The sequence below is a fragment of the Microbispora sp. H10949 genome, assembly GCF_014161435.1.
Taxonomy (GTDB): domain Bacteria; phylum Actinomycetota; class Actinomycetes; order Streptosporangiales; family Streptosporangiaceae; genus Microbispora; species Microbispora triticiradicis.
Map to the genome: position 1 here is coordinate 524,236 of NZ_JABBWZ010000001.1, position 26,891 is coordinate 551,126.

The 26,891-nt window shown below is 71.2% G+C and carries 18 protein-coding genes; 11 read left to right on the forward strand and 7 right to left on the reverse strand.

All coding sequences use genetic code 11. The features are described 5' to 3' along the window. Positions 1 to 15 precede the first annotated feature (15 nt). From HHX40_RS02355 to HHX40_RS02370, 4 genes are all read right to left on the reverse strand, one after another. Entirely contained in the window at positions 16 to 849 is an 834-nt protein-coding gene (locus HHX40_RS02355; protein ID WP_182879225.1) for an ABC transporter permease, read from the reverse strand. After that, positions 846 to 1,796 (reverse strand): ABC transporter permease, encoded by a 951-nt coding sequence (locus HHX40_RS02360; RefSeq protein ID WP_220498539.1) that lies wholly within the window; start codon positions 1,794 to 1,796, stop codon positions 846 to 848. Before HHX40_RS02360 ends, HHX40_RS02355 begins: the two co-directional genes overlap by 4 nt. Beyond that, positions 1,796 to 3,451, reverse strand: a complete 1,656-nt coding sequence (locus tag HHX40_RS02365) for an ABC transporter substrate-binding protein (RefSeq protein ID WP_182879227.1) — start codon at positions 3,449 to 3,451, stop codon at positions 1,796 to 1,798. Before HHX40_RS02365 ends, HHX40_RS02360 begins: the two co-directional genes overlap by 1 nt. A 369-nt stretch (positions 3,452 to 3,820) precedes the next feature. Then, positions 3,821 to 4,969: a serine hydrolase domain-containing protein gene (locus HHX40_RS02370; protein WP_310737910.1), complete on the reverse strand. Its 1,149-nt coding sequence runs from the start codon at positions 4,967 to 4,969 to the stop codon at positions 3,821 to 3,823. Positions 4,970 to 5,217: 248 nt separating this feature from the next. On the opposite strand from HHX40_RS02370, the gene HHX40_RS02375 reads away from it, so the two are divergent. The 7 genes from HHX40_RS02375 (at position 5,218) to HHX40_RS02405 (ending at position 14,089) form a co-directional block, all read left to right on the forward strand. Continuing rightward, complete coding sequence (locus HHX40_RS02375; protein WP_310737911.1) at positions 5,218 to 6,120, forward strand: acyltransferase domain-containing protein; 903 nt, start codon at positions 5,218 to 5,220, stop codon at positions 6,118 to 6,120. A gap of 166 nt (positions 6,121 to 6,286) precedes the next feature. Further along, positions 6,287 to 7,885 (forward strand): AAA family ATPase, encoded by a 1,599-nt coding sequence (locus tag HHX40_RS02380; protein WP_220498540.1) that lies wholly within the window; start codon positions 6,287 to 6,289, stop codon positions 7,883 to 7,885. A gap of 137 nt (positions 7,886 to 8,022) precedes the next feature. Continuing rightward, positions 8,023 to 8,271, forward strand: coding sequence for a hypothetical protein (locus tag HHX40_RS02385; RefSeq protein WP_182879229.1), 249 nt, complete (start codon positions 8,023 to 8,025; stop codon positions 8,269 to 8,271). Next, entirely contained in the window at positions 8,268 to 8,555 is a 288-nt protein-coding gene (locus HHX40_RS02390; protein ID WP_220498541.1) for a hypothetical protein, read from the forward strand. The genes HHX40_RS02385 and HHX40_RS02390 overlap by 4 nt, the downstream gene beginning before the upstream one ends. Positions 8,556 to 8,846: 291 nt before the next feature. Next, positions 8,847 to 9,965, forward strand: coding sequence for an HNH endonuclease (locus HHX40_RS02395; protein ID WP_259403203.1), 1,119 nt, complete (start codon positions 8,847 to 8,849; stop codon positions 9,963 to 9,965). A 15-nt stretch (positions 9,966 to 9,980) separates the two neighbouring features. Continuing rightward, positions 9,981 to 12,908: a DEAD/DEAH box helicase gene (locus tag HHX40_RS02400; RefSeq protein WP_182879231.1), complete on the forward strand. Its 2,928-nt coding sequence runs from the start codon at positions 9,981 to 9,983 to the stop codon at positions 12,906 to 12,908. Then, positions 12,905 to 14,089, forward strand: coding sequence for a hypothetical protein (locus HHX40_RS02405; RefSeq protein WP_182879232.1), 1,185 nt, complete (start codon positions 12,905 to 12,907; stop codon positions 14,087 to 14,089). Before HHX40_RS02400 ends, HHX40_RS02405 begins: the two co-directional genes overlap by 4 nt. A 31-nt stretch (positions 14,090 to 14,120) precedes the next feature. Here HHX40_RS02405 and HHX40_RS02410 read toward each other — a convergent pair whose 3' ends face one another. Then, a complete protein-coding gene (locus HHX40_RS02410; RefSeq protein ID WP_182879233.1) occupies positions 14,121 to 15,986 on the reverse strand; it encodes an ATP-binding cassette domain-containing protein in 1,866 nt (621 codons plus the stop codon). Further along, complete coding sequence (locus HHX40_RS02415) at positions 15,983 to 17,872, reverse strand: ABC transporter ATP-binding protein (protein ID WP_220498542.1); 1,890 nt, start codon at positions 17,870 to 17,872, stop codon at positions 15,983 to 15,985. The genes HHX40_RS02410 and HHX40_RS02415 overlap by 4 nt, the downstream gene beginning before the upstream one ends. Before the next feature lie 330 nt (positions 17,873 to 18,202). Between HHX40_RS02415 and aspS the strand changes: the two genes are divergently transcribed. After that, positions 18,203 to 19,501: an aspartate--tRNA(Asn) ligase gene (gene aspS / locus HHX40_RS02420; protein ID WP_182879234.1), complete on the forward strand. Its 1,299-nt coding sequence runs from the start codon at positions 18,203 to 18,205 to the stop codon at positions 19,499 to 19,501. Positions 19,502 to 19,521: 20 nt separating this feature from the next. Here aspS and HHX40_RS02425 read toward each other — a convergent pair whose 3' ends face one another. Then, positions 19,522 to 21,336 (reverse strand): ATP-binding cassette domain-containing protein, encoded by a 1,815-nt coding sequence (locus HHX40_RS02425; RefSeq protein WP_220498543.1) that lies wholly within the window; start codon positions 21,334 to 21,336, stop codon positions 19,522 to 19,524. Positions 21,337 to 21,645: 309 nt separating this feature from the next. On the opposite strand from HHX40_RS02425, the gene HHX40_RS02430 reads away from it, so the two are divergent. From HHX40_RS02430 to HHX40_RS02440, 3 genes are all read left to right on the forward strand, one after another. Further along, positions 21,646 to 24,390 (forward strand): helix-turn-helix transcriptional regulator, encoded by a 2,745-nt coding sequence (locus HHX40_RS02430; protein WP_182879236.1) that lies wholly within the window; start codon positions 21,646 to 21,648, stop codon positions 24,388 to 24,390. 322 nt (positions 24,391 to 24,712) lie between these two features. Then, a complete protein-coding gene (locus HHX40_RS02435; RefSeq protein WP_182879237.1) occupies positions 24,713 to 25,696 on the forward strand; it encodes a TauD/TfdA family dioxygenase in 984 nt (327 codons plus the stop codon). A 37-nt stretch (positions 25,697 to 25,733) separates the two neighbouring features. Continuing rightward, the gene (locus HHX40_RS02440; protein ID WP_182879238.1) at positions 25,734 to 26,873 is read left to right on the forward strand and encodes an amidohydrolase family protein; all 1,140 of its coding nucleotides are present in this window, start codon (positions 25,734 to 25,736) and stop codon (positions 26,871 to 26,873) included. The last annotated feature ends 18 nt before the right edge of the window (positions 26,874 to 26,891 follow it).

Here is a 26,891-nt window from a genome sequence, read left to right on the forward strand (position 1 = left end):
CCTCGGCAAGCTCGGTCACGCCGCCTCCCAGCGCCCGCGTAGCGCGTCCGCGACCAGGGCGATCCCGACGACGAGCGAGGCGATGGCCAGCGCGGGCGCGAGCACCGTCCATGGCGCGAGCTGGAGCCACAGCCGGTTGTCCGACACCGACGCCCCCCAGTCGGGCGAGCCCGGCGGCTGCCCGAGTCCGAGGAACGACAGCGTGGCCGCGGCGAAGATCGCGTCGCCGAAGCGGGACGTGGCCTCCACGAGCACCGTCGGGGCGACGTTCGGCAGGATCTCGCGCACCGTCAGGCCCCAGGACCGCTCGCCGCGCAGCCGGGCCGCCTCCACGTAGGACTTCTCCCGCTCCACCAGCGTGGCGGCGCGCACGCTGCGCGCCACGATCGGCACGAACGACGCGGCGATGACCAGCACCATGACCGTGACCGACCTCCCGGCCAGCGCCACGACCAGCACGGTCGCGATGATCGAGGGGAACACGACGACGGCGTCGAGGACCCGCATGACGATCTCGTCCAGCAGCCCGCCGTAGGTGCCGGCCGCCAGCCCCACCAGGGTTCCGGCCACGACCGCCGACACGGTGGCCGCCGGCGCGACCAGGAGCACCGGCCGGGCGCCCGCGAGCAGCCGCGAGAAGGTGTCCCTGCCGAACTGGTCGGTGCCCAGCCAGTGCGCGCCGCCCGGCGGCAGGAAGCGGGCGGCCGGGTCCTGCAGGTCCGGCTCGTATGGCACGAGCTGTGGCCAGAGCACCGCCACGACCGCCCATGCGAGGACGATCCCCGCGCCGATGCCCAGAGCGATCTGGTGCCTGTGCCGCCGCGCGAACGGCAGTGCGACGGCCGTCATGACGCCGCCCCCAGCCGGATGCGCGGATCGAGCACCCGGTACGCCACGTCGGCGGCCAGCACGATAAGCATGTACAGCAGCCCCAGCACCATGGCCGTGGCCTGGAGGGTCGGCAGGTCCTTGTCCACAGCGGCCGACAGCAGCAGCGCCCCGATCCCCGGATGGTTGAACAGCAGCTCCACCGTGACCAGCCCGCCGAGCAGGAACTGCAACTGCACGCCCAGCGCACTGGTGGCCGGAATGGTGGAGTTGCGCAGCACGTGCCGCCGCACCACCTGCCACCGGGTGAGGCCGCGCAGCTCGGCGGCGCCCGCGTACGCGCTCTCGATCGCGACCACGGCGCCGGCCCGGACGTGCCGGGCGACGTAGCCGGTGCACAGGAGCACCAGCGAGAGCGCCGGCAGCGCCAGATGGCCCAGCCGGACGAGCAGGGAGGAGCCGTCCGGCGCCTGCGCCGAGGAAGGGAACCAGCGCAGCCGCACCGCGAACACCACCAGCAGCACCACACCGGTCACGAACTCGGGCGTCGCCCCCAACGCCAGCCCGGTCACGCTGACCAGGCGGTCCACGGGCCGGTCGTGGTTGACGCCCGCGACCAGCCCGAGGCTGACGGCGACCGGCACGAGCAGGGCGAACGCCAGCGCCGCCAGCACCATCGAGGCCGCGAGGCGGCCGAGCACGAGGTCGCGGACCGACACGCCGAGCGTGTAGGACTCGCCCCAGCGGCCGGTGAGGAAGCCGCCCAGCCAGTCCGCGTACCGCTCGGGCAGGGGCGCGTCCAGGCCGAGCTGGGAGCGCAGGCGGGCGACGGACTCCGCGCTCGCCTCGCGGCCCAGGATCGTGCGGGCGACGTCGCCCGGCACCAGCTCGGTCGTGACGAACACCAGAACCGACACCCCCAGCAGGGTCAGTGGCACGGCCACCAGCCGGCGCAGCAGGAAGCACATCACACGACCTGCGAGACCGAGCTGAAGTCGACGTAGCTGGAGGGGTGAGCCTGGACGCCGGTGAACTTCCCGCCGTTGTAGGCACGGACGGTCCCGCTCCAGACGGAAACGATCACCGGAACGTCCTCGTGCAGGGCCTCGGCGATGATCTCGGCCTGGGTCGCGCGTTCCTCCGGAGTCCGGGCGGCGTCGTAGGCCTCGGCGGCCGTGTCGAGGTCGGGGTTGGCGTACTTCGAGCCGTTCCACAGGCCACCGCCCTTGACCATTGGGATGATCAACTGACTGGGGGTGGCACGGCCGGCCCAGCCGACGAGATTCGCGGTGGAGAACAACCACGGGGTGTCCTTCTCCTGGTCGCCTCCGTAGAAGTCGGCCGAGGTGCGCTGATCCAGCTCGACCTGGATGCCGACCTGTTTGAGCTGGTTCTGGACGGTGAGCGCATAGTCCTTGCTGGGCGGGTCATAGGTCAGGGTGAACTTCAGCGGCTGCCCGCCGAGCAGCTCGGCCACCTTGGCCGGATCCTTGGCACGCTGCGCGATGCCGTCCGGCGCGGCCGGGAACAGCGGGGCGAACAGGTGGTCGTTGCCCAGGGCTCCGATGCCGTCGTAGACCGTGGCGTTCACGCCGGGCCGGTCCAGCGCGTACGCGACCGCCTGCCGGGCCTCCTTGCGGTCGAACGGCGGCCGGTCCGTGCGCAGCGTGAACGCGATCAGACCGGTGCTCTGGACCTGGTCCACGGTGATGTCACCGAGCCCCTTGAGCGGGCCGACGAGCTGCGGGCGGCTGAGGATCTGCGTGTCGATCTCACCGCTCTGCAGCGCCAGCAGGTCAGCCTGGTCGTCGGCATAGAACGTGATCTTCACTCCGTCGAGGTACGGCTTACCCGGCTCCCAGTACCTCGGGTTGCGGGTGAACACGGCCCCCGACGACGCGTCGTACGACTCCAAGAGGAACGGCCCGGTGCCGATCGGCTTCTTCGTGAAGTCGCCCGCGTAGTCCTTCTTCAGGATCACCGCGTTGTAGTTGCCCGCCGAGACCAGGTACGGGAAGTCGGAGTAGGCCCGTTCGAGCGTGAAGACGACCGTGGCGGCGTCGCGCACACTCACCCCGCCCTTCGCCAGCACCGTGTCGAAGGCCGACAGGGCGGCGGACTTGGACGTCGGGTCGAGCAGCCGGTCGAAACTCGCCTTTACGGTCTCCGCGTCGAGCGGCGTGCCGTCGGAAAAGGTGACGCCGCCGCGCAGCGTGAACACCCACCGCTTGCCGCCGTCCTCGGACTCCCACCTCTCGGCCAGGCGCGGCTTCAGCGTGAAATCCCGGTCGAGCCAGATCAGGTAGTCGGCGACGAGCTGGACGATGGCGATGGCCGAGCCGTCGTACATGGTGACGGGATCCACGGCGGTAGGCGGCGGAGGAGAGCCCGCGCGCAGGGTCCCGCCGCGGCGGGGCGGCGCGGACGCCTCGGCGTGGGCGTCCGCGCCGGCCTGTGGGGCCCCGCTGTCCGCGCCGGTCAACGGGGCCCCGCCGCCTGCGCCGCAGGCGGCCAGCAGAAGCGAGAGGGCTCCCCCTCCCGTCCCGGCGAGCAGAACCCGCCTGGTCAAATCGGTGGCCCCGGGAAGGGCGGGCCGGTTCACGGGACGGGGGATTTCCCTCATGGGTGCTCCTTCATGCCGGGCCTTAACCCACTATTTAGGTAGGTATACTCGGATGTCAACCCCATGCGGAACTCCACCACGCCGTCCAGCCCGCGGAGACGGCCCGTCACGGCCGGTCGCCGGACTTCGCGCATCCTTCCCGACGCCTCGGCGACCCTCCGGAGCGAGATCCGGCGCGTCCACAACTCGACGGGTCGTGGGTTCGAGTCCCACCCGCCTCACCACGTACGACCAGCGATCAGCGGTCCGGCCTGCGTGTTCTCCGTTGATCAGGCTTTGCGCACACAGCCGCCGGAAGTAGCCGTATGGCACTGGTCGTGGACCATGCTCTCGGCGTTTCCACTGGAGTGCCGCTCGGCACCCGGGCCGTCATCCGGCGTCACCGCACAGCGCTTGCCGCTTGAAGGCCGTCAGCGCGTCATCGATGGGGTGGGGCTGCGGCCGGCCCGAAGAATCGATCGCGTTCCACCTCACGAGGTTCATCGCGACGGAGATCTGGCGCTTGCCGTCCGCGCGGATCCACGACTGCGTCTCGGCGCCCCAGACCGTCCCGTCGTTGCCCCAGAAGGTGCCGCAACCCGGGATCTGGAGCTCGTGCAGGCCGAGGCCGTAGGAGATCATCTGCCCGGACTGGCTGATGACAGGGCCGGTACGCCGCATCTGGGCCAGCGACGACGGCTTGACGATCTCGCCGTCGAGCAGCTTGCCGTAGAAGCGGTTGAGATCCCCCATCGTGGACACGAGCGAGGCCCCTATCCCTGTCCAGGACATGTCGTAGACGCTGTAGTCGCGCGGCGGGTCGATCAAGCCGAAGAACGCCTCGTACATCCGTGGGTGCGGTCCCTCGACACGCGGCCCGGCCGGAAACACGGTGTGCCGCAACCCGGCGCGTCTGATGACGTTCTGGGTGATGTACGTCTCGGCGGTGGTACCGGTCACCTTCTCCAAGAGTTCGCCGAGGATCAGGTAATTGGTGTTGGCGTACACCCCCGGCGAGCCTCCGGGCGTGCCGACGGCGGGCGCCCTGAGTCCCATCTCGATCAGCTCAACCGGGGTGAACCGCCTGAAGCGATTGTCGTCCAGGCTCTTGGGCGACATGTCCGGCAGAGAAAGAAACTTCTGGAGGGACGGGAACGCATAGCCGAGGTATTCGGCTATGCCGCTGGTGTGGTTGAGCAGCATCCGAAGAGTGATCTTCTCACCGCGTTCGCCCGGCACCAGGTGCGGCAGGTAGCGGCCGATCGGCGCGTCGAGCTCGACTCGTCCCTTCTCGACCTGCTGCAGGACCGCGGCCGCGACGAAGGTCTTGGCGAGGCTGCCGACGCGTTGCAGCATGCCCGGCGTCACGGGACGGCCGGTCTCCACATCGGCCACCCCGGAGGCACCGCGCCAGATCTGGCCGTCAGAGCGCACCTCGGCGAACACACCGGGCATCCCCGCGCGGTGGACATCGTCCAGGGCGGACTTCAGCCTCGCGGGATCGACGCCTGTCGCCGAGCCGGTCGCGTCGGCCCGCACGACTGCCGTCTCGCTGGTCGCGGGCACCGCCGTCACCGTGCCGGCGCCGACACCCAGCATGGCCACGCTTGCTAATGCCATCGGTCCGATCTTCACGCCGTTCGTCCTTTCGTGATCCCTGGGCGCGACGGGGACTGTCCCCTCGCGTACATGCCGGACATCGTGGCCTTCGGGCCGGTCAGCGGTCGTCCTGCCCAGGAAGACATCTCAGCCCGGCACCCGGGGAGTAGGCCCCGCCCGGCTACATCGTGTGGAGTAGCGACCCATCACACTCGTTCCTCGACCCCCGGGCTCGGCCCGCTTCCTCCACCGCCAGGCAGAGCCTCGAGCACCGACCCGCCGCCCTGAGGGCGGCCGATGCCGGCGAGATCATGGCGGGCTGGCCCGACCCCGGATCTCCACTGTGGAATCCGGAGCTGCGCTGGCTGCTCGACCGCTCGATCGCACTGGTCCGCGCCGATCTCGGGGGCCACGGCTGGCTCTCGCCAGGTCCGGAGCTGCCGCGCGAGCGAGGCCCTGCCTGGCGGCATCTCTACGTGTACGCGTACCTGGCCCTGGTCGACGTCGTCAGGGGATACCACCGCGACCACGACATCGCCGATGCCGTGTCGTGGACGACCCTCGCGGACCTGGGTCGCAACCTCGCGGTCGACCGGCGGATGCACCGCGAGGGCTGGCCGGTCATGCAGAGCTGGCTGACATTGCACGCCCGCGGCGGCGTCTACGAGCTGGGCCGACTGCAGTACCAGCGCGGCGATACCGACATCGGCGTGCACATCTTCGAGTCGGGACCGATGACCCCGGATGCGGTCACGGCGTCGCTCGACGAGGCCCGCGCGTTCTTCCCGCGCCACTTTCCCGACGAGCGCTACACGGCGTTCTCCTGTGGCTCGTGGCTGCTCGACCCACAGCTGCTGGAGTACCTGCCCGAGGACTCCAACATCGTCCGGTTCCAGCGAAGGTTCGAGCTGGAGCCCTACGAGGAGCCGGAAGGGCTGGACGCCGACGCCGAGGTGCTGCGGTTCGTGTTCCGCACCCTGACCACGCCGCTCGACCAGCTGCCGCGCCGCACCGTGCTCGAGCGCGCGATCGTCGACCACCTGAAGGCCGGCCGCCACTGGCACTGGCGCCGCGGCCGCTTCCCGATCTAGCCACACCTCCAGGTTCCGTCTCCCGGACATCCCGCCGCATCCTGCCGGGCGTGTCGGACCGGGCCGATCCCCGCCTCAGCGGCACGCAGGCCGGCGGAGTATGCGCAGGCGACCATCGCGGCCGTCACGGGCCCGCCTACGGACAAGACGGTGGCAGAATGTGACCATGCGGCCACCCTCGGCGAAGTACTTCAACACCACGGGCCCGTGCGACCCGCGGCGTCACTACATGCTGCCCCCCACACCCCGGCTCCCGCAGGCGCGCGCGCTCATCGAGATGGACCGCTACTTCGTGCTGCACGCGCCCCGGCAGACCGGCAAGACGACCACGCTGGGCGCCCTGGCGTCCGAGCTGAACGCCGAGGGCGAGATCGCCGCCCTGATGTTCTCCTGCGAGCGCGCAAAATCAGCCGGAGACGACTACGCCGCCGCGGAAGAGATTCTGCTGAAGTCCCTCCGCCAGGCCGCCGAGTGGGCGGCCTGGCCGGAGGAACTACTGCCGCCGGACACCTGGCCGCAAGCTCCGGCGGGCACCCGGTTCGGTTCGGCGCTGACCGAGTGGTGCCGCCGCTGCCCGCGCCGGGTGGTGCTGTTCCTCGACGAGATCGACGCCCTGCAGGGCAACAGCATGGTCAGCATCCTCAGCCAGCTCCGCGACGGCCACAACGCACGGCCGGGAGGCCGTCCGTTCCCCGCGTCGGTGGTGCTGTGCGGGCTGCGCGACGTGCGTGACTACAAGGTCGCCTCGGGCGGCGTACCCGGACGGTCGAACCCTGCCAGCCCGTTCAACATCGTCACCGAGTCGCTGCGCCTGGACGACTTCAGCGCCGACCAGATCGCCGAACTTTACGGCCGGCACACGCAGGCGACCGGCCAGGAGTTCACCAAGGACGCGCTGGACCGGGTCTTCGAGCTGACACGGGGACAGCCGTGGCTGGTCAACGCCCTCGCCTACGAGATCACCGTGCGGATGGGGGTGGCTGACGCCGTCACCGCCGGGCAGGTGGAGGAGGCCAAGGAGCGGTTGATCCGGGCGCGCGCCACCCATCTGGACTCTCTGGTGGCCCGGTTGCACGAGCCGCGGGTCAAGCGGGTGCTGGAGCCGGTCGTGGCCGGGGTCTTCCCCCACGTCGAGCCGACCTTCTCCGACGACCTGTCCTATGTACGCGATCTGGGCCTGATCAAGCAGAAACCGCCGTTGGAAGTGGCGAACCCGATCTACCGGGAGGTCATTCTTCGGGTGCTGGGTGACCCGTCAGAGCAGTACGTGATGGCCGATCCGCATAGTTTCGTACTGCCGGACGGCAGATTCGACCTGCCGCGCCTGCTGGAGGCATTCGTCGTCTTCTGGCGCGAGCACGGCGAGGTCCTCGTCCGGCAGGAGGGCTACCACGAGGCCGCCTGCCAGATCATCCTCATGGCCTTCCTGCACCGCCTGGTCAACGGCGGTGGCCACCTCGACCGGGAGTACGCCGCCGGCACCAAGCGACTGGACGTGCTCATCCGCTGGCCCTACACCGGCCCCGAAGGCGAACGGCACATTGAGCGAGAGGCCATGGAACTGAAAGTCAGGCGAGCAGGCGAAAACGACCCGACGTCCGACGGCCTCGCCCAGCTCGACCGTTATCTGGACCGGCTCACTCTCTCCACCGGCGTCCTGGTGATCTTCGACCGCCGCCCCGAGGCCCCGCCCTGGAAGGAACGCGGCGGCTTCGAGCAGGCGACCACCCCCTCCGGCCGCCAGGTCACCGTCCTGCGCGTCTGACGGAGTTGATCACAAACTCTGCGGTGCCGCGCCCTCTACAGCCGACCTCGCGCCGCGAGCCTCACCCGTTTCGCCATCCGGAGATCCGGCCTCAATGCCGGTTCCAACCGGGTACGCATACCGCAGCATGATTGCCCATGGCCGATACGACGCGCATCACGGTGACGTTGCCGAACGAGCAGGTCGCCGAACTCAGGAAGATCACCGACAATGTCTCCGGTTATGTCGCCGAAGCGGTGGCACGCCAGCTGCGGCACCAACTCCTAGGTGCTGACTTGCTGCGGCACCAGGAGGAGCACGGGGAGTTCACCGAAGAGGAACTGGCCCAGGCCCGCGTCAGTATCTTCGGGACGGCGGATTCCGGCGGTTCGGCAAGCACGGCGTGATTGATCACGCCGAAACCGTCACCCTCAGCTCTCAAGGGCTCTCCGCCTGGATCGCGCAGGATCGCAAGATCCTCGCAATGTTCCAGGTGTTCCATTCCATGGGTGCCGATTTCGTCATCGGCGCCAACACCATCGTGGAAATCAGCCACCCACGAGTGGACATGCCGCGGCTGCACTGGGCGCTCGCACGAGCGAAGGTCGAGCCGGCAAGCGGGCCGTATGGGTCGGCGTGCCCCGCCGCTCACCGGCATTACGATGCGGCGCCAGAACCGTATCCTGCCTGAGTGGACGCGGTCGCGATGCTCGAATGGCTCCTGGAACACGGTGTCAACGCGCTGCTCAGGGTCGACGCTGAGCGCGGAGCAGGCCGGTCGTGGACCTTCCACGCCAGTGGCGGAGGCAGAACGAGGAGAGATGGGTTGTTCGGGCCGACGCAGGCTCCGCGGAAGAATGTCTCCGTCGAGCTCGGAAGGCGCTGAAGGCTTATGGCCTCGACCTGCCCGAGTAAGACCCACTTGTCGAGGCCGGTCGCGTACGACTGAATCGCTCCCGTTTCGTGGAACGCTCTGATCCGGATGAGTTCGGATCGCTACTATCTTCGGGTGGCGCAAGCTCAGCGCAGGCGCATTCCCGATGAAACTCGGCGCGCGCTCTTCGACGCGACCGACAGGAAATGCACCATATGCCGCAGGCCCCTGGACATCGAAGGCGGCACCCGTCACATAGGCGAGATGGGCCACATCGCGCCGCACTCCCCCGACGGGCCTCGCCGGGAGGCGGCCAGGCCGGCCGACGTCGACGGCTTCGACAATCTCATGCTGCTGTGCCCGAGCTGTCATCGAACCATCGACAAGGAGCCGGGTCTGTGGCCGGAGCCCTGTCTGCGCGCCATCAAGGCCGAGCATGAGGGGTGGGTGGTCGTCGAGCGAACCCGGCCGGAGCCTCGGCGACCACCCGGCGGAGAGCCGGCCGGCATCGGCGGCACCGTCGAGATCGAGGGCGTCGCCTACCACGTCGCGGGAGATCCCGAGGAGGAGAGGTCGGCGGACGGCACGGCGATCGCGTCCCGGGCGTTCGCGCTCACGCCGGAGGGCGGTCACGTCTGGATCCGCAGGATCGCCGCCAGGTCGCCCGGTCCCGCGGCCCTGGAATGGCGCGCCGCTCTGGCCGGCGAGGCCGGCCTGCTCGCCGAAGCGCTCCCAGGCCTGCCGCCGCGGGTCGCCGCGTCCGTGACGCCGGAGACGGCGGTGCTGGTCACCGCGGTACCGTCGTTCACCACCCTGGCCGGCTTCTACGACGGCCGGGGCCGGGAGGCCGAGGCCGTGCGCGTGCTGAGCGCCGGAGTCGCCGGGCTCTGCGAAGGCCTGGCCTCCCTGCACGGCAGAGGGCTCGCCCATGGCGCCGTCAGCCCCGATTCGATCATGACCGACCGGGCGGGGTCGCTGTTCCTGCGCGACGCCGGTCAGGCGTTCTCACGCCCCGATCAGGCCGCAGAGCCCGCTGAGGACGTCCGCCGGCTGGCCGAGCTGATCCACGTCGTCGTGACCGGGCGTCCGCCCATACCGCTCGTCTCGGCCGCGGTCCTGAACCCCGCCGTGCCGGAGCGCTTCGCCCACGCTCTCGATCGGGCGCTGTCCCCCGACCCGGCCGGACGCGGCCACATCCTGGAGCTCGGCGAAGGTCTCCGCATCTGAACGAAGGAGCAGACGGTGGAGGGAAGGATCGTCGACCTCGGTGCCGAGGCCGGTCTGGTCTGGTCGCAGAAGTTCCCCGGAACGCTGGTCAAACAGCGCGAACGCCACCCCCTCCTGCCGGGCATGGAAGGGATCAGCCGGGACCTGTGGGCGGCCGGGCCGCAGAATCCGGTCCCCGCCCGCCTGCAGCGCGGCCGGGGCGACCGTGGCGACTTCCTCAAGATCTATGTCGACGGCCGGTACGCCCTCATGCTCTTCCCCACCCGGGATCTGCGCGGCTACTGGGTCGGCGGCATCCATCCGATGCACTTCGACGACCATGACCAGATCGTCCGGGGCGCTTTGCTGCTGCGCGCCGGGCGCTGGCGGGTCTTCGACAGCCCGCACGACCTGCGTCATTCCTCCGGCTGGCCGGTGATCCAGAGCGCCTGGAGCGCCGGCGTCGGCGTGCCGCCGGGGGGAGAGCCCACGCTCCCGCCCACCCACGCCGCCTATCTCGACCGTCTCACCACGCTGGTGGAGCAGGGACGGCGGATCGAGGCGTCGGCCGGGGACGCCCGCCGTCTCGTCCCGTACCGGCGGGTCACCCCGGTGGCCGCGACGCGCCGCTCCGCCCGGTCGGTGCACTCCTTCCAGCTCATCGACGCCAACCGGCTCACGGCGGGCACCCGCGTCCACATCGACGGCGAGCCCGACCTGCGCGGCCGGATCGAACGGATCGACGAGGCGGTGGCGACGGTGCGGTTCGAACGGCCGGTGGACTTCGCCCGGATCCCCGAGAGCGGCGCGTTCGCCGAAACACCGAACCTCATCACCTACGACAAGGAACGCGAGGCCATCGAGATCCTGCGGGAGGGCCGCGCCCGCAACCCGCTGCTGCTGACGGCGCTGGTCGACCGCAGGTTCCAGACCTTCGCCCCCGCGCTCCGGAGCCGTCCCCGTGAACCCCTGGACGCCAGCCAGCTCAGCGCCTTCCGCAAAGCGCTGGCCGTTCCCGACCTCGCGCTCATCCAGGGACCCCCCGGCACCGGCAAGACGCACACCATCCGGCAGGTCGTCCTGGCCTGCGCCGAGGAGCACCGCAAGGTCCTCATCTCCTCCTTCACCAACCGCGCGGTCGACAATGTGCTCAAGGACCTGCCGGAGAACCTGCTGGTGCTGCGGGTCGGGAGGGAGGACGGCATCACCCCCGGCTGCGAGCACCTGACACTCGAGGCGCGGGCGGTCGAACTGCAGCGGCTCATCGCCGGCCGTACCGAGCCCCTTCTCGCCCGTTACGGCGCCGCGGCGCCGGACGGCCCGGCGGACGCGCTGTTCCGGCAGCTGACCGAGGACATGCGGCGTCTCGACGACGCCGGAGCCCAGGTCCGGCGCAGCGCCGCGGCCGCCGCCGAGCGCGAGGGCGTCGTGGCCGCCGACCTCAAACGGCGGGCGGCGTCCCTTGACGACGCGGGGAGCCGCCACGGGGAGCTGCTCACCGAGCGCGTCCACGACCTCCAGCGGCTCGACCGGGCACTCGCCCGCGCCCGGCGAGCCGCCGAGTTTCCGCTGGTCGGCCTGTTCTTCCGGCGCCGGCTCACCCGGCTCCAGGCGAGCCGGTCCAGGGCGAGCGCCGAGGCCGAGGGCATCCGCCGGACTCTCGACGCGATCGCGCGGGACCTGGCGCGGGTCGCCGCCGAACTCGATCACGTCCGTGCCACGCACCCCGACCTGGTGGCCGCGCGCCAGGCCCACGAGCGCGATCTGGCCGAACAGCGGTCGCGGGCCGAGCGCGCCGCGCGCGTCGCCACGTCCTTACGGGAGTTGCTCGACGGCGAACATCCCGAGATCGCCCCCGACCCCGCGAGGCTGGCCGCCTTCCTGGCCGCCGCCGGCTCCGCGCTCGGCCTGATGCGCAGACGGCTGGACCTGCTGACCTCCTGGAGGGAGAAGCTCGAACGGCGGACCGATCAGTTGTACGGCGAGCTCGTCAGATACGCCGATGTGATCGGAGCCACCTGCATCGGTACCGCGACGAGCGGGCATCTCGACGGCGCCGACTTCGACCTGGCCATCGTCGACGAGGCCGGCCAGATCAGCACGGCGGACCTGCTCGTCCCGCTGGTCCGGGCGCGCCGGGCCGTCCTCGTCGGCGACCATGTCCAGCTGCCGCCGCTGCCCGACGACCGGCTGGTCGCCTGGGTGGCGGCCGAGCACCCCGGCGACCGCGAGCTGGCCCGGCTCGTCACCGACAGCGCCTTCGAGCTGCTGTTCCCCTCCGCGCCCCAGGAGAACAAAGAGGTGCTGCGCTTCCAGCGCCGGATGCCCGAGAGCCTGGCGCGTTTCATCTCCGGACACTTCTACGGCGGGCTGCTGGAGACCGACGTGCGACGGGTCCACCACGACGACCTGTTCGCCGCTCCCGTGGCGTTCATCGACACGGCGGAGCTTCCGCAGCGGCAGCGAGGCGACCGCAAACCCCGCGAGGACGAGCCCTGGCCCAAGGACAGCCGGCTCAACGAGTGCGAGGCCCGGCTGCTGACACTCCTGGCCGCCCACTACCACGCCAGGTCCGACGACTGGGCGGTCATCCTGCCGTACGCGGCCCAGATCGGCCTGGTCACCTCCCTGCTGGCCCGGCAGGTCCGTGACGAGGACGCCGTCGCCCGCCGGGTGGCGACGGTCGACTCGTTCCAGGGCGGCCAGCACGACACGATCCTCTTCGGCTTCACTCTCAGCAACCCGCGCCGCGGTGTCGGCTTCCTCCGGGAGGTGCGCCGCTCCAACGTCGCCTTCTCCCGGGCCAAGCAGCGGCTGATCCTCGTCGGGGATCTCTCCACCCTCCTCAACGCCACCGACCCGGGCTTCCGTGACCTGGCGCGGGCGCTGCACGACCATGTGCGGGCCACGGGAGATCTGCGGAGCTACCGCGAGATCATGCGACGCCTCGGGGAGAACCCATGAGCAGTGCGCCGGCCGACACGATCCTCTACGCCCAGACCCGCGCGCTGGAGCACGCCGCCGGCCTGCCCGGGATCCGTCCGTTACGGATCCACGCGCTCGCGTTTCCCCTGCACGCCGCGGAGCTCTCCGCGACCATCGAGGAACGCGACCCGTTCGACCTGCTCGATCGGTACGTCGGTCTCGCCATCGCCGAGGGCGGGTTCACCCGCCGTGCCGACATCGCCGTGTTCCTCGGCCTGACCGAGCACACGGTCGACCGGGTGCTGCGCTTCCTGGGCGGCATCGGCCATCTGTACGGCACCGCCGACGCCCTCTTCCTCACCGAGCGCGGCCTGCGGTCGGTCCGTGACGACCGCCGCTACACGGAGAAGCAGGAACGGCTCCGCCTGTACTTCGACGGCGTACGGTGCGGGCCTCTCCGCACCGCCCACTACGCCCACGGCGTCCGGATCCTCGACCGGGACACCGGCCACGCCCAGCGGACCTTCCGCCTCCTCCCGGAGGCGTGCGGCTTCCGCCCCGGAGCCGTCCAGGAACTGGCCCGGCGGCACGACCGGGGCGAATACGACCTGCCCGACGAACTGCTCAACCTCGAAGTCCTGGAGGTGGGCCGGGCCTTCCTGCCCTGCTACGCCGTCAGGGCCCACGACGGTCACCGGCTCAAGACGCTCGTCTACTCGGGCGTCGCCGATCTGCGGGACGATCACCTTGAGGAGATCCTCAACTCCTGGCCGACGGCCACTCACGTGATGGAGAGCGCCGATTCGGAGCACCCACGCGACCACTTCGCGGAGTGGATGCGCGAACGGGGGATCGCCCCCCAGTCGCTCTCCTGGGTCGACCACCACAGCTTCCGGCTCGTCCTCCCGCCGTCCCGCTACTCCGACCGCGAGGACGGGACGCGCGGGAAGGGCACCTTCTCCCTGGCGATGCTCGGCGCGTACGTGGCACCGCGCAGCCACGTCCTGCAACTGTGGTGCGACGACGTTCCCACTCGGACGAGGGCCGTCCTCACCCGGGCCCTGGCCTACGCCACGGCGACCCGCCGCACGGTGCCGGAGGTGACGGCGTTCCTCGGCCGCGTCTGCCGCCAGCTCGAACCGGAGGCCGACGTCACCCTCGACGACCTGCGCAGGCACGCCCGCAGGGCCGGATACGGCACCCTCGACCTCGAAGAGTGAGAACGGCCGCCGTTCCGCCTCTTCGCCGCGGTCAGTGGTAGATGCGCTCCTGGAGTTCGTAGAGCTCCGCGTAGAGCCCTCGCCTCGTCACCAGCGCCCGGTGGTCGCCGCTCTCCGCCACCCGGCCCCGGTCCAGTACGACGATCATGTCGGCCATCCGCACGGTGGAGAAGCGGTGGGAGACGAACAGGGTGATCCCGCCGGATCGCCGGCCGGTGTCGGCCGACAGGTCGGCGTAGCGTTCGAAGATCGCGTGCTCGGCGGCGGCGTCGAGGGCCGCCGCGGGCTCGTCCAGGACCAGGAGGAGCGGGTCCTCGCGCATCTGGCTCCGGGCCAGTCCCAGGGTCTGCCACTGCCCCATGGAGAGCTCGGTGCCCTGGCCGTAGCCGTGGCCGAGCAGCCCGGACAGCCCGCCGGGCACCGACGCCACGATCCGGCCGGCCCGCGCCAGCTCGACGGCCCGCAGGACCGCCTGCTCGTCCTCCATCCGGGCGACGTCGCCGACCCCCACGTTCTCCCGCAGCAGCAGCTCGAACCGGGCGAAGTCCTGGAACAGGGACGCCACTCTCGCCTGCCATTCTCCGGCCGGCAGGTCACGCAGGTCGGTCCCGTCCACCAGGATCCGCCCGGAGGTGGGCTGGTAGAGGCCGCACAGCAGCTTGACGAGGGTGCTCTTGCCCGCGCCGTTCTCGCCCACCAGCGCCACCGACCCCCCGGCGGGGATCGTCAGGTTGAGATCCTCCAGGATCACCTTGCCGGTGCCCGGATAGACGAAGCTCAGGTTCTCCAGCCGGATCCCTTCGCGCAGCACGGCCGGGACGGCTCCGGTGCCGGGATAGACGGGCGCCGGCGACGTCCGGGCCGGTGTGGCGTGGCCGGGCTTCCGCGACCCCCGCTCCCCTGCCTCGTGCTCCCGCGACCCCTGCTCCCCCGACCCGTGATCGCGGAGCGAGGTCAGCCGGTCCAGCGTCCTGCCCACGCCCTGCAGGCCGGTGAGAAGGGTGGCGGCGCCGGCCACCTGCACGCTCACCTGTACCGCCAGGGTGATGACCAGGATCACGTCGCCGACGCCCGCCCTGCCCTGCTCCGCCTGCCAGAGCACCAGCGTGATCGCGCCGCCGTAGGCGAGGGCGAACACGAGCTGGCCCGCCGCGCGCAGGGCGGCGGCCCGCAGGTGCGCCCTCCGCAGCACCGCGCTGGTCCTGGACCAGTTGGCGTCCTGCTCCCGCAGGAGCGCGGCCTCGGCGTGGAAGAGGCGGATCTCCTTGATCGAGGCCGGAGCGGTCGCCAGCGCGAGCAGGTGGCGGGTGCGGCGGGTGTTCTCCGCGCTCGCCTCCTTCGCCGACTCCAGGAGGTTCTGTGCCCACCTGCCCACCAGCACCGAGGGGAGCGCGGCCAGCGGCAGGAGTGCCAGCCGCGGATCGAGCGTGACGAGGACGACGGTGGTGAGCGCTGTCTGGAGGGCGAGACCGCCCAGCTGGAGCACCGACTCCACCGCGGTGCGGGTGTTGCCGAGTTCCTCCCGGACGAGGTTCACGTTGTCGGCGAAAGCGGGGTCGTCGAGGCGCTCCAGCCCGGGAGAGCCGTTGACGTGGCGCACCAGTTCCTCGTTGAGCGTGGTCTCGGCGAGTTCGCCGACCTCGAAGTACGACAGGTGCGCGAAGTGCCCGAGCATCAGTTCCAGGACGAGCAGGACGGCGACGCCCCCGATGACCCACGTCGCCACCTCCAGCCGCCTCGCCAGGGCGGCCTCGGTGAACTCCCGGAGCCCGAGGGCGATGACGGGCGTGGCCAGGTAGCCGACGGTCATCAGCCCGACGGCCCGCAGCAGGCGGCCCCGGTCCACCGCCGCGGCGAGGCGCAGCACGAACACGGCGCTCAGCACGATCCGTCTCATCTGGTGGATCCCGTCCCGGTGTCGTCGGCGCCGAAGCGCCGTGCCTGCAGGTGGAACAGGTCGGCGTAGCGTCCTCCCGACCTGAGCAGCCCTTCGTGGTCGCCCTGCTCGACGACCCTGCCGTGCTCGACGACCACGATCCGGTCGGCCCGGCGTACGGAGGAGAAACGGTGCGAGATGATCACCGTGGTCAGTCCGCCGGTGATGTCCAGGAACCGGTCGTAGAACTCCGCTTCGGCGCGCACGTCCAGCTGGGCCGTGGGCTCGTCCAGCACCAGCACCGAGGCACCCTGCGCGACGGCGAGGAAGGCCCTGGCCAGGGCGATCCGCTGCCACTGCCCGCCCGAGAGGTCGCGTCCGCTCCTGTACCGCGGGGAGAGCGGGGTGTCCAGCCCCGCGGGCAGCGCCTCCACCACCTCCAGCGCGCCGGCCCGGCGGGCGGCCGCGAGAAGAGCGGCCCGGTCGGCCGACACGGCCGGCGCGCCGAGACCGATGTTGGCGCCGGCGGACAGCTCGTACCGCACGTAGTCCTGGAAGATCACGGCGAGCCGGCGTTGCCACTCCCTGGGATCGAGGCGTCTCAGGTCCTCCCCGTCGACGAGGATCCTGCCCTCTTCCGGGTCGTACAGGCGGGTCAGCAGCTTGACGATCGTGGTCTTGCCCGCGCCGTTGAGCCCGACGATCGCGGTCGAGCGGCCCGCCGGTATCTCCAGGTCGAGACCGTGGAGAACCTGCCGTCCCTCCCCGTAGCGGAAGCGGACCTGTTCGAAGCGGATGCCGCGCCTGGGGAGCCCGTCGGCCGTCAGACTGCCGCGGGGGACGTCCTTCTGGCTCCCCTCGGCCAGTTCCTCGAACTCGGTCAGGGCCTCGTAGGCGTTCAGCCCGTACTGCGTCTGGACGTCGCTCTCCGGGAAGAAGGCGCCGAATCGGATCGCGACGAGCGCCGCCTGGAGGACGACGGACAGTTCGAGCAGACCGAAGTCGCCGCCGGCGGCGGAGCGGCCGAGCCAGACCAGGAGGACGGAGCCGCCCGCCAGGCCGACCAGCGTGTAGCCAACGAACGGCCAGAACAGGATGCGTCGCCGGCCGGTCCACAGCGCCGCCAGATACTCCTTCGCGTCCGCGCGATGGCGGCGTTCGTGCCAGTCGATCAGGCCCAGCGTCCGGAACTCCTTGGCCGCCGTGACCGTCGTGCCGATGTCGCGCAGGTAGGTGACGCGGCGCCGCGGACCGGACAGTTCGTGCCAGAGCCCGCCGAGCCGTCCGAGAGATCCGCGCTGGCCCCGGCGGATCACCAGCGCGGTGCCCGCCGCGACGACGCCCGCGATCGGCGAGAGCGCGATCCCGATGAGGACCACCGCACCCGCCAGCTGGGTGTACCTGGCGATCAGGGTGAGCCCGCCCGCGACCGCCTCCCCCGGCGTGGGCGGGCGGCGGCCGAGGCCGTCGCGCGCGTCCCCGAGCCTGCTCATGACGTTCTCCCGCTCCAGCACCGACATCGGGGCCCGCGCCAGGGCCGAGGTCATCAGGCGGTGGGCGCAGCGGCCGTCCACCCGGCGCGCGATCACCTCTCCCACCGCGGCCTGGTACGGCACGAGCAGCTGCTGGAGGATGTAGGCGCCGACCGTGAGCGCCAGCGCGGTGCCGACGGCCCCGAGGTCGCCGGTCCCCTCCCCCACCGAGGCGGAGATCTCGCTGAGCAGCACGCTCGTCCCCACGATGAAGGAGATGGGGAGCAGGCCCGCGAGCAGGTTGAGCACCACCGCGATGCTCAGCGGGACCGCCCCGGCGTAGGGAAGCAGCCGCGCGAACGCGTGCCGGCGCTTCGCGGCGGCGGACGCGGTGGACACGGCGGCGGACGCGGCGGCGCGTGTTTCCGTGGTCATGCGTTCCTTCCGCTCCCTGAGCCGATCTCGACTATGATCGGGAGCAAAGCTGTGACGAAGCCAAGTAGGCCGGGACCGCGCGAGTCACGAGAGAGCCGCCGTCGCTGGAAAGGCGGTCTCGCCCCCCGGTCGAAGACCCTTCTGAGCTGCGGGGAGGAACGGCGGCGCCGTCGTGGCGGCCGCCCAATGCCCCGCCGGTGGGCCCTCGTGACCGGGCCGCAACGAGGTCTCGCCGGCGGCGGGGCGAAGGTGTGGTGGCACCGCGAGCGACAGGTCCCTGCTCGCCCACACCGGACAGGGACACCTACGGTTCTCGTCTGTGGAGTTGTCATGCGAATTCTGTCCTCCCAGGTCTCCAAGCATGTCGGGGAAGAGGTGACCGTCGCCGGCTGGCTGCACCGCGTCCGCGCGCTGAAGTCGGTGACCTTCGCCATCGTGCGTGACCGGGATGGTCTGGTGCAGGTCGTCGCCGCCGAGCCGGACCTGGTGAAACGCCTCGCGGTGCTCACCGAGGAGACCGTGATCGAGGTGACCGGGACCGTCACCGCCAACCAGCAGGCGCCGGGCGGAGTGGAGATCACCTCGCCGGCGGTCCGCGAGCTGTCCGAGCCCGCCGTCGCGTCGCCGTTCGACCTCTACCGGCCGGTGGTCTCGGCCGCGCTGCCCACCGTGCTCGACAACGCGGCGGTGGCCCTTCGCCACCCCAAGCTGCGCGCGCCGTTCGAGATCTCCGCGGCCTCGGTGGCGGGATACCGCCGCGCGCTCGACCGGCTCGGCTTCACCGAGGTGCACACTCCCAAGGTGGTCTCGTCGGCCACCGAGTCCGGGGCGAACGTCTTCGCCCTCGACTGGTTCGGCCGCAAGGCCTACCTGGCGCAGTCGCCGCAGTTCTACAAGCAGACCATGGTCGGGGTCTTCGAACGCGTCTACGAGGTCGGCCCCGTCTTCCGGGCCGAACCGCACGACACGGCGCGGCACCTGGCCCAGTACACCAGCCTCGACGCCGAGCTGGGCTTCGTGACCGACCACCGCGACGTCATGGCCGTGGTCCGCGAGGCGGTGGCCGAGATGGTCGCCACCATCGCCGAGCGCGCCCCGGGCGCGGTGGAGCTGCTCGGAGTGAAGCTGCCGGACGTGCCGGAGGAGATCCCGTCGATCCACTTCGCCGACGCGCAGGAACTGCTGGCGCGGGAGACCGACGAGGACCCGCGCGGTGAGCCCGACCTGGCCCCCGCGCACGAGCGGTGGCTGTGCGAGTGGGCCATGCGCGAGTACGGCTCGCAGTTCCTCTTCGTCACGGGCTATCCGATGCGCAAGCGGCCGTTCTACACGCACCCCGACCCGCAGCGGCCGGAGTTCTCCAACAGCTTCGACCTGCTCTTCCGCGGCCTGGAACTGGTCACGGGCGGGCAGCGGCTGCACCGCCACTCCGACTACCTGGCCGCTCTGGAGGCTCGCGGGGAGAGCCCGGAGCCCTACGCCGGCTACCTGGCCGCGTTCGCCCACGGCATGCCGCCGCACGGCGGGTTCGCGCTCGGGCTGGAGCGGTTCGTGGCCCGGCTGACCGAGGCGGACAACATCCGCTGGACCACGCTCTTCCCGCGTGACCTGCACCGCCTGGCGCCCTGACCGGCGGCTCGAATTCCGGTTCACGCGCACAGGTGCCGCTGCAGGCTGTACAGGGCGGGACCGAGCAGGACCAGCGAGAGCGCGACCAGCCAGCCGAGATGCCCGGCGGCGGCCGGGAGATCGCCGGTGATCACCAGGGCTCTCGACAGCTCCACCCCATGGTGGAGCGGAGAGACCTCGGCCACGGCGCGCAACACCGGAGGGAGCCTCTTCGTGGGGAAGAAGACCCCGCTCAGCAGAGTGAGCGGGGTCAGCACCAGGGTGTAGAAGTAGGAATAGGCGTTGATCGCGCGGACGGTGCCGGTGAAGATCAGTCCGGCGCAGGCGAAGACCAGGCCGAGCGGGAGCAGGGCGGGAACGGCGAGCGGGGCGGTGCTCGCGGGCGCGTAGCCCAGGGCCGCGACGATCGCCAGGTAGACGCCGGTGTAGACCAGGCATCGGGTCAGCGCCCACATCAGCTCGCCCAGCGCGATGTCGGGCGGCTCCACGGGGCTGGTCACCGCCGCGTCGTAACTGCGGGCGTGCCGGAGCCGTACGAAGACGTTGTAGGTGACCTCGAAGACGGCGCCGTTCATCGCGGTGACGGCGAGCAGTCCCGGAGCGACGAAACTCGCGTACGACGAGCCGATGGCGGCTCCGTCCACGTAGAACCCCAGGCCGATCCCCATGGCCGCCAGCGAGAAGACCGGTTCGAAGAAGTTGGGGACGATGGTGGTCCGGTAGGACTTCCTGAACAGGGTGAAGTCACGCCACCAGATCCGCCGGGCGAGAGCGGGAGAGGGCGCGGGGAGCGCACGGCGCGTGCGATGCCGCGCGCCTTGCCGGTCGCCCGCACCCCGGCGGCCTGTCCCCGGGCCCGGCGGCGCGGCGGGAGTCACCGGCGCCGGATCCGCCGGTGCGGTCTCCTCCCGCCGGTCGAGGGCGTGCAGCGCGTCCTGCAGCGACGCCGGCCGGACGAGGTGGTCGCCGGCGCCGGCCGCCGCGAGGTCCCTGGTCAGGTCGGCGGCCGAATCCCCGAACACCAGCAGGCGGTTGCCCACCCGCAGCCGCTCGCGCTCCCCGGCCCACGCGGGCACCGTGTTCTCGACAACCGTGCTCCCGGCGGCCTTGTTCGCGGCGACCGTGGCCTCCGAGGCCGGCAGATCTAGCTCGACCACGTACTTCGGAAGCGTCGCGGCGATCAGCCGCCGCGGGTGGGACGACTGCCGCACGCGTCCGGCGCGCAGCACGGTCACCCTGTCGCAGAGGCGTTCGACCTCCTCCAGGTAGTGCGTGGTGATGACCAGCGTCTTGCCGGTGGCGCAGAGTCTGTCGAGCAGGTCCCACAGCATCACCCGGCTCTCCGGGTCCAGCCCCGTGCTCGGTTCGTCCAGCAGGATCAGGTCCGGGTCGTTCACCAGGGCACGGGCGATCAGGAGCCGCCGCTGCATGCCGCCGGAGAGCGTCTGCGGCATGGCGCGGGCGTGCGCGGTGAGGCCCACCATCTCCAGCAGTTCGTCGGCGCGCGCGGCGGCCCGCCGCCTGGAGAGCCCGTGATAGCGGCCGAAGGTGGTGAGGTTCTCCCGCACCAGGATCTCGTTGTCGTGCGTCATCCCCTGGGGCACCACGCCGATCCGCGCCTTGGCGGCCCTGGGGTGGCGTGTCACGTCGTGCCCGAGCACCCGGAGCGATCCGTGGTCGGGTGCGAGCGTGGCGCTGAGCATGCGCATCAGCGTGGTCTTGCCGGCGCCGTTCGGCCCGACCAGCCCGTGGCGCTCGCCCGCCGGAATCGCGAGCGAGACGCCGTCCACGGCGAGATGGGAGCCGTGCCGGCGGGACAGATCATGGCCCTCCACAGCCAGAGTCAGTGGCGCCCGGGCGATAGGTCCGGCAAACGCGGGATCGGCCAGTTCAGGCTCGACCGAATTATGGCTATTCAAAGGGAGAAGTACCTTTTGGTAAGAGAGTTGTCCGTAGGTCCGCCTGTGCACGCGGTACTCGCGGCCGCTCCACCGAAGGAAGTAAACGTGACATTCTTGGCGGTTTCATCAGGGAAAACCCTGAATGTTTCGCATCAACTGTTACGTTGCGATCATCGCGGTAGTTGAATCTCCTCACCGCCGCGGCGACCGCTGCCGGTGAGGAAACTTCCGTCGAGAGGATCAATGGACGTCCCCGGCAGGGCCGACGAGGCCCGCGCGATCGAGACGTGGCTCGACGCCGGCGTCTCCGGCCCCTCCATGGGAGTGCTGGGCGGAGACGCGGGTGTCGGCAAGTCCACCATCTGGTCCGCCGCGCTGGCCGCCGCGAAGGAGCGGTCGTTCCGGGTCCTCTCCTGCCGATCCGACCTGAGCGAGACCGGCCTGTCCTATGTCGGTCTCGGCGACCTCTTCGCCGGCCTGGAGGGCTCCGAGGCCGTACGCGGTCTGCGCGAGCCGCTGCGCGGCGTGCTGGCCGCCACACTGTGGTGGGAGCAGGCCCCCGGGACGCCGCCCCACCAGCGCGCGGTGGCGCTGGCCGTGCTGGACCTGCTCAGGAACCTGTCCGCCGAAGGACCCGTGCTCATCGCCCTCGACGACCTCCAATGGCTGGACTCCGCGACCGAGGTCGTGCTCACCTTCGTGCTCCGGCGCCTGACCGTCGAGCCCGTGAAGCTGCTCGTCACGCTCGGCGCGGAGACGGAGGGCGACGCCTGGCCCACGCTCGTCCGGGTGCTGCCTCCCGAGCGGGTCACCTGCTGGGAGGTCGGGCCGCTGGCCCCCCTCGCCCTGGCCGCCGTGGTGGAGAGCCGCTACGGCACGGCCTTCCCCCGGCCTCTGCTGCGCTGGCTGCACAGGGCGTGTGGCGGCAACCCCCTGTTCGGCCTGGAGACGGCCCGGGCGTGGAGCGAGCGGTCCTATCCGACCGGCGACCTCCCGCTGCCGGAGAGTCTGCGGCGCCTGCTCCGTGCGCGCGTCCGCGCACTGCCTCCGGCCGTGGCGGAGGCGGTGCTGGTGGTCGCCTGCGCCGAGACGCCCACGATCGCTCTCGTCCGCACCGTGATCGGCACGTTGACGGGGCTGGCGGAGGCGATCGCCCGGCGTCTCGTCGTACTGGAACACGAGTCCCTTCGCTTCCGCGACCCGCTGCTCCGGAACGTGGTGTTCGAGGTCGCCGGACCACTGCGGCGCCGGGAGATGCATCAGCGGCTCGCCCGGGTGGTGAGCGACGTGGAGGAACGCGCGAGGCACCTGGCCGCCACCGCCGGCCATACCGACCCTGTCGTGGCCGACACGCTCGCCGCCGCCGCCACGCTGACCGCCGCCCGTGGCGACCCGCTGACCGCGGGCCACATGACGGCGCAGGCCGCCCGGCTCACCTCCCCCGGGGAGCGCGAACTCCGCCTGCGCCGCTGGCGCGACGCCGCCGGTCACCTGATCTCCGGAGGAGACGGATCCCGAGCCCTGGACATCCTGGAGGACGCGCTGCGCCGCTGCCCGCCCGGGCCGGTCCGTTCGGAGATGCTCCTCCGCCTGGGGCAGGCCGCCTTCAACTCCGGCGACGTCGCGGGTTCGATCACGCGTCTGGAGCGCGGCCGTGCCGAGGCCGCCGGCCGGCCCGACCTGCTGATCCCGATCACGACCGGCCTCACGTACTACTGCGTGCACAGAGGCGACCTCGCCGCCGCTCAGGGGCATGCCAGGGAACTGCTGCGCCTCACCGAGGCGTCCGGGAACGACGACGCGCGCGGCGAGGCCGTCTCCGTGCTGTCCACGATCGACTTCATCCGCGGTGCCCCGCCCCCGGCGGCCATGCCCGTGCCACACCGTCACAACCCCGTGGAGCACTCGCTCGCGGTCCCGCACCTGTACGGCTTCCTGTGCCGTTGCCTGGGCGACCTGCCCGCGGCGCGGGCCGTGTTCGGTGCTCTGCGCACCGCGGTCGTCGAGGCCGGCACCGTGGCCTGCGCCGACTGGGGGATGGCCTGGGCCACCGAGGTGGAATGCCTCGCCGGTGATCTGCGCGCGGCGGCGCGCTACGCGGACCTGGCCGCGCGCGCGGTGGAGGCGACCGGCGTCCCCACGTCCGCCGCCCTGTTCACCGAGGCGCTCCTGCTCGGCATGCACGGCGAGCTGGGCAGGGCCCGGCTGCTGGCCGGCGAGGGACTGCGGATCGCCCAGACCTCGGGCAACAGGCTGGCCGCGCTCTCGGTGCGCGCCCTGCTGGGCTTCATCGACCTGTCCGACGGCGACCCGATGGCGGCCGTCCAGCACCTGGACGCCGCCGAGCAGACGGCCCGCTCCCTCGGCGTCGTCCTCGACGTGGTCTGCCCGACGGCGGGCGCCGACCACGTCGAGGCGCTGGTGCAGGTCGGACAGTACGACCAGGCGGCCGAGCGCGTCGAGCGGATCCAGCGGCACGTGCGCGTCGCCGACCGGCCACTGGGCCGGGGCCTCGCCGGCCGGGCACACGGCGTGCTGCTGACCGCCACCGGATCCCCGAAACGGGGAGCCGCCGAACTGGAGGCCGCCGTGGCCGAGTTCTCCGCCGCCGGTGCGCCCTTCGAACTCGGCCGCGCCCTGCTCGCGCTCAGCAGGTCACAGAGCCGCCTGCGCCGGCGGGAGGCCGCGCGGCGCACCATGGAACGGGCGTCGAGGATCTTCACCAAGATCGGTGCCGAGTGGTGGGCGGGGAGAGATGAGCCGCGGTCGAGGCTCACCCCGCCCGACCGCCTGACCGTGTCGGAGGCGCAGGTCGCCGCGCTGGCCGCCGAGGGCCGGACGAACCAGGAGATCGCCAGGGAGCTGGCGATCGGGGTGAAGACGGTGGAGAGCCACCTGTCCAGCGTCTATCGCAAGCTCGGGGTGCGCAGCCGCACCGAACTCGCGCTGCGCATGAACTCCGGCAGGCGGACCCCCGGGCACGGCTGACGACGATCCGCGTCCGATCACGGCGTTTCAGGGTTTTCCCCAATGACGCCGCAAGAAGGGGCATGTTAAATCAACTGCGTTGAAACCGGCCGCCGGGCCGGCGGCGTGTGCAATCTGAGGAGGCGTGTGCGATAGGAGAGGTATGGCCCGCGCACCTCGGAACCCGGATCGACTCAGCCCCGGTTTTCCGCGCCCGGAATTACGAGGACCCGGGCGGGAATGACAGGCCCGGCACGCGTACTCCTCCGCTACGGAACGGATTTCCGCCATGTCCGAATCAACTGAGCCGCTGACAGAAATCCCCGTCGTCGAGCTTACAGACGTGGAAAGAGAGGCCCTCAGGGCAGGGATCGCCTCCGTCGACGCCAATCCGTACGACGAGTTCGAGACCTTCCTGGCGCAGGTACGCCGGAACCGGGGCGTGCTCCCCGCAGGGGTGCGCGCGGCGGTGGAGGCCCTCCGGCTCCGCCGGGCGCCCGGCGCGCTGCTCCTCCGCAACCTGCCGATCGTCCGCGACCTGCCGCCCACGCCCGGACGGTCCTTCTCCTCGCTGCCCGAACTCGCCGCGGTGGGCACCGAGGCGTTGCTCGCCTGCGTGGTCGACCTGCTCGGCGAGCCGTTCAGCTACCTGGAGTGGGACTCCGGTCATCTGGTCCACAACAAGTACCCGATCCGGGCCCATCGCGATCTGCAGTTCGGGTCCAACGCGGTGGAGTTCCTCCTGCACACCGAGACGCCCTTCCGCGACGTGTCCCCCGACTATCTCGCCCTGCTCTGCCTGCGGGGCGATCCGACCGGTCAGGCCAAGACCCGGGTCGCCGACATCACCCGGGTCGTCGACTCGCTGGACGAGGCCGATCTGGCGGTGCTCGCCCAGGCGCGGTACGCGTTCGAGACCGACAACCCGGTGGTCGTCATCGACGGGCGCGGGCTCACCGAGCCGCAGCCGATCATCAGTTTCCGGGACGGCACGCGGGTGATCGAGTACGTCGGCGACCTCGTCGCGATCGACGAGGAGTCGCAACGGACGCTGGACGAGCTGTCCCGGCGGGTCCTGGCCATCGCCACCGACGTCCCGCTGGTCACGGGAGACCTGCTCGTCCTCGACAACTCGCGGGTCGTCCACGGGCGCAACGCCATCGTCCCGAGCTACGACGGGACCGATCGCTGGCTGCAACGCATGCTCGTCACCACCCGCCTGCTGGACGGCGACCGCGAGACCGGCCGCCTGATCTCCGATCGGCGTTACGCGAACTACCCCGACGACTACCAGAAGGCGCTCAGCCAGCCCGCCACCCAGCTTTAGCGGGCCCGGCTCCCCGACCGACGCGAGGACTCAGACCATGTGGAACGGCTACCCGGTCGTCGACGCGGACGGCCATGTGATCGAACCCGGGAATCTGTGGGAGGAGTACGTCGACCCCGCGTTCCGGGAGGCGTGCCTGCGGGTGGAGCGTGATCCGTCCGACGGCGACCGCCTCCTCATCGACGGGAGACCCTCCAGGCTCATCCGCCGGCTCGGCGGCGTCCCCTACGACCCGGACGAGCCGATCGTGGACTGGAACACCCTGGAACGCGCGGAGTACGCGCCCTTCAGGGAGTCGTGCCCGCCGGCGTCCTACGACGGCGACGCACGGGTGCGGTGGCTGGACGCCGAGGGCATCGAGGCCACGCTGCTCTTCCCGTCCCTCGGCCTCATCTGGCCCAGGGAGGTGGACTGCGCCTCCCCCTACGCGGTCGCCCACCTGCGGGCCTACAACCGCTGGATGGCCGACTTCGCCTCGGCCGCCCCGGACCGGCTCGTCCCCGTGGGTCAGCTGGCGCTGTCCCCCGAGGCGCCGTTTCCGCAGGAGGTGGCCGCGCTCGCCGCGACGGGCTTCCGGCACGTGATGCTTCCCCACGGGGTGACGGTCCTCGACGCCCGGCTCGACCCGTTCTGGGCGGCCGCCCAGGACCACGGCATGGTGATCCACCTGCACAAGGTCGCCGTGCCGCACCTGCTGCCGCTGCCCCTCCCGACCAGCGTGCGCGCGCCCGGCACCGGCGCCTTCTTCAACCACGTCAACGAGATCCTGCCCGGGCAGCTCTTCCTGGCGGGGCTGCTCGACGCCCGGGTCCCCGACCGCTTCCCGGACCTGCGGTTCGCCTTCCACGAATGCAACATCGGCTGGCTGCCGGCCTGGCTGGAGCGCGCGCAGGAGTCGTTCGAGACGCTGCGGGAGACCGGACGCGACACCCCCGACCACCCGCCCCGGCACTACCTGTACGACCGTGACGCCTTCTTCTTCTCGACCGGCCTCGGCGAGCGTCTCGACGGGCTCCCCGAAGAGCTCCGCTCCCGGGTGCTCCTCGCCACCGACTTTCCCCACCCCGGCACGCCCTTCCGGCCGCGCGAGGAGTGGGACCCGGTTCTGGCGGCCTTCCCCGAGGACCTGCGCCGTGCCCTGCTCGGCGAGAACGCCCTCCGCATCCTGGACAAATAACTCCCCCGGAGAACTCTC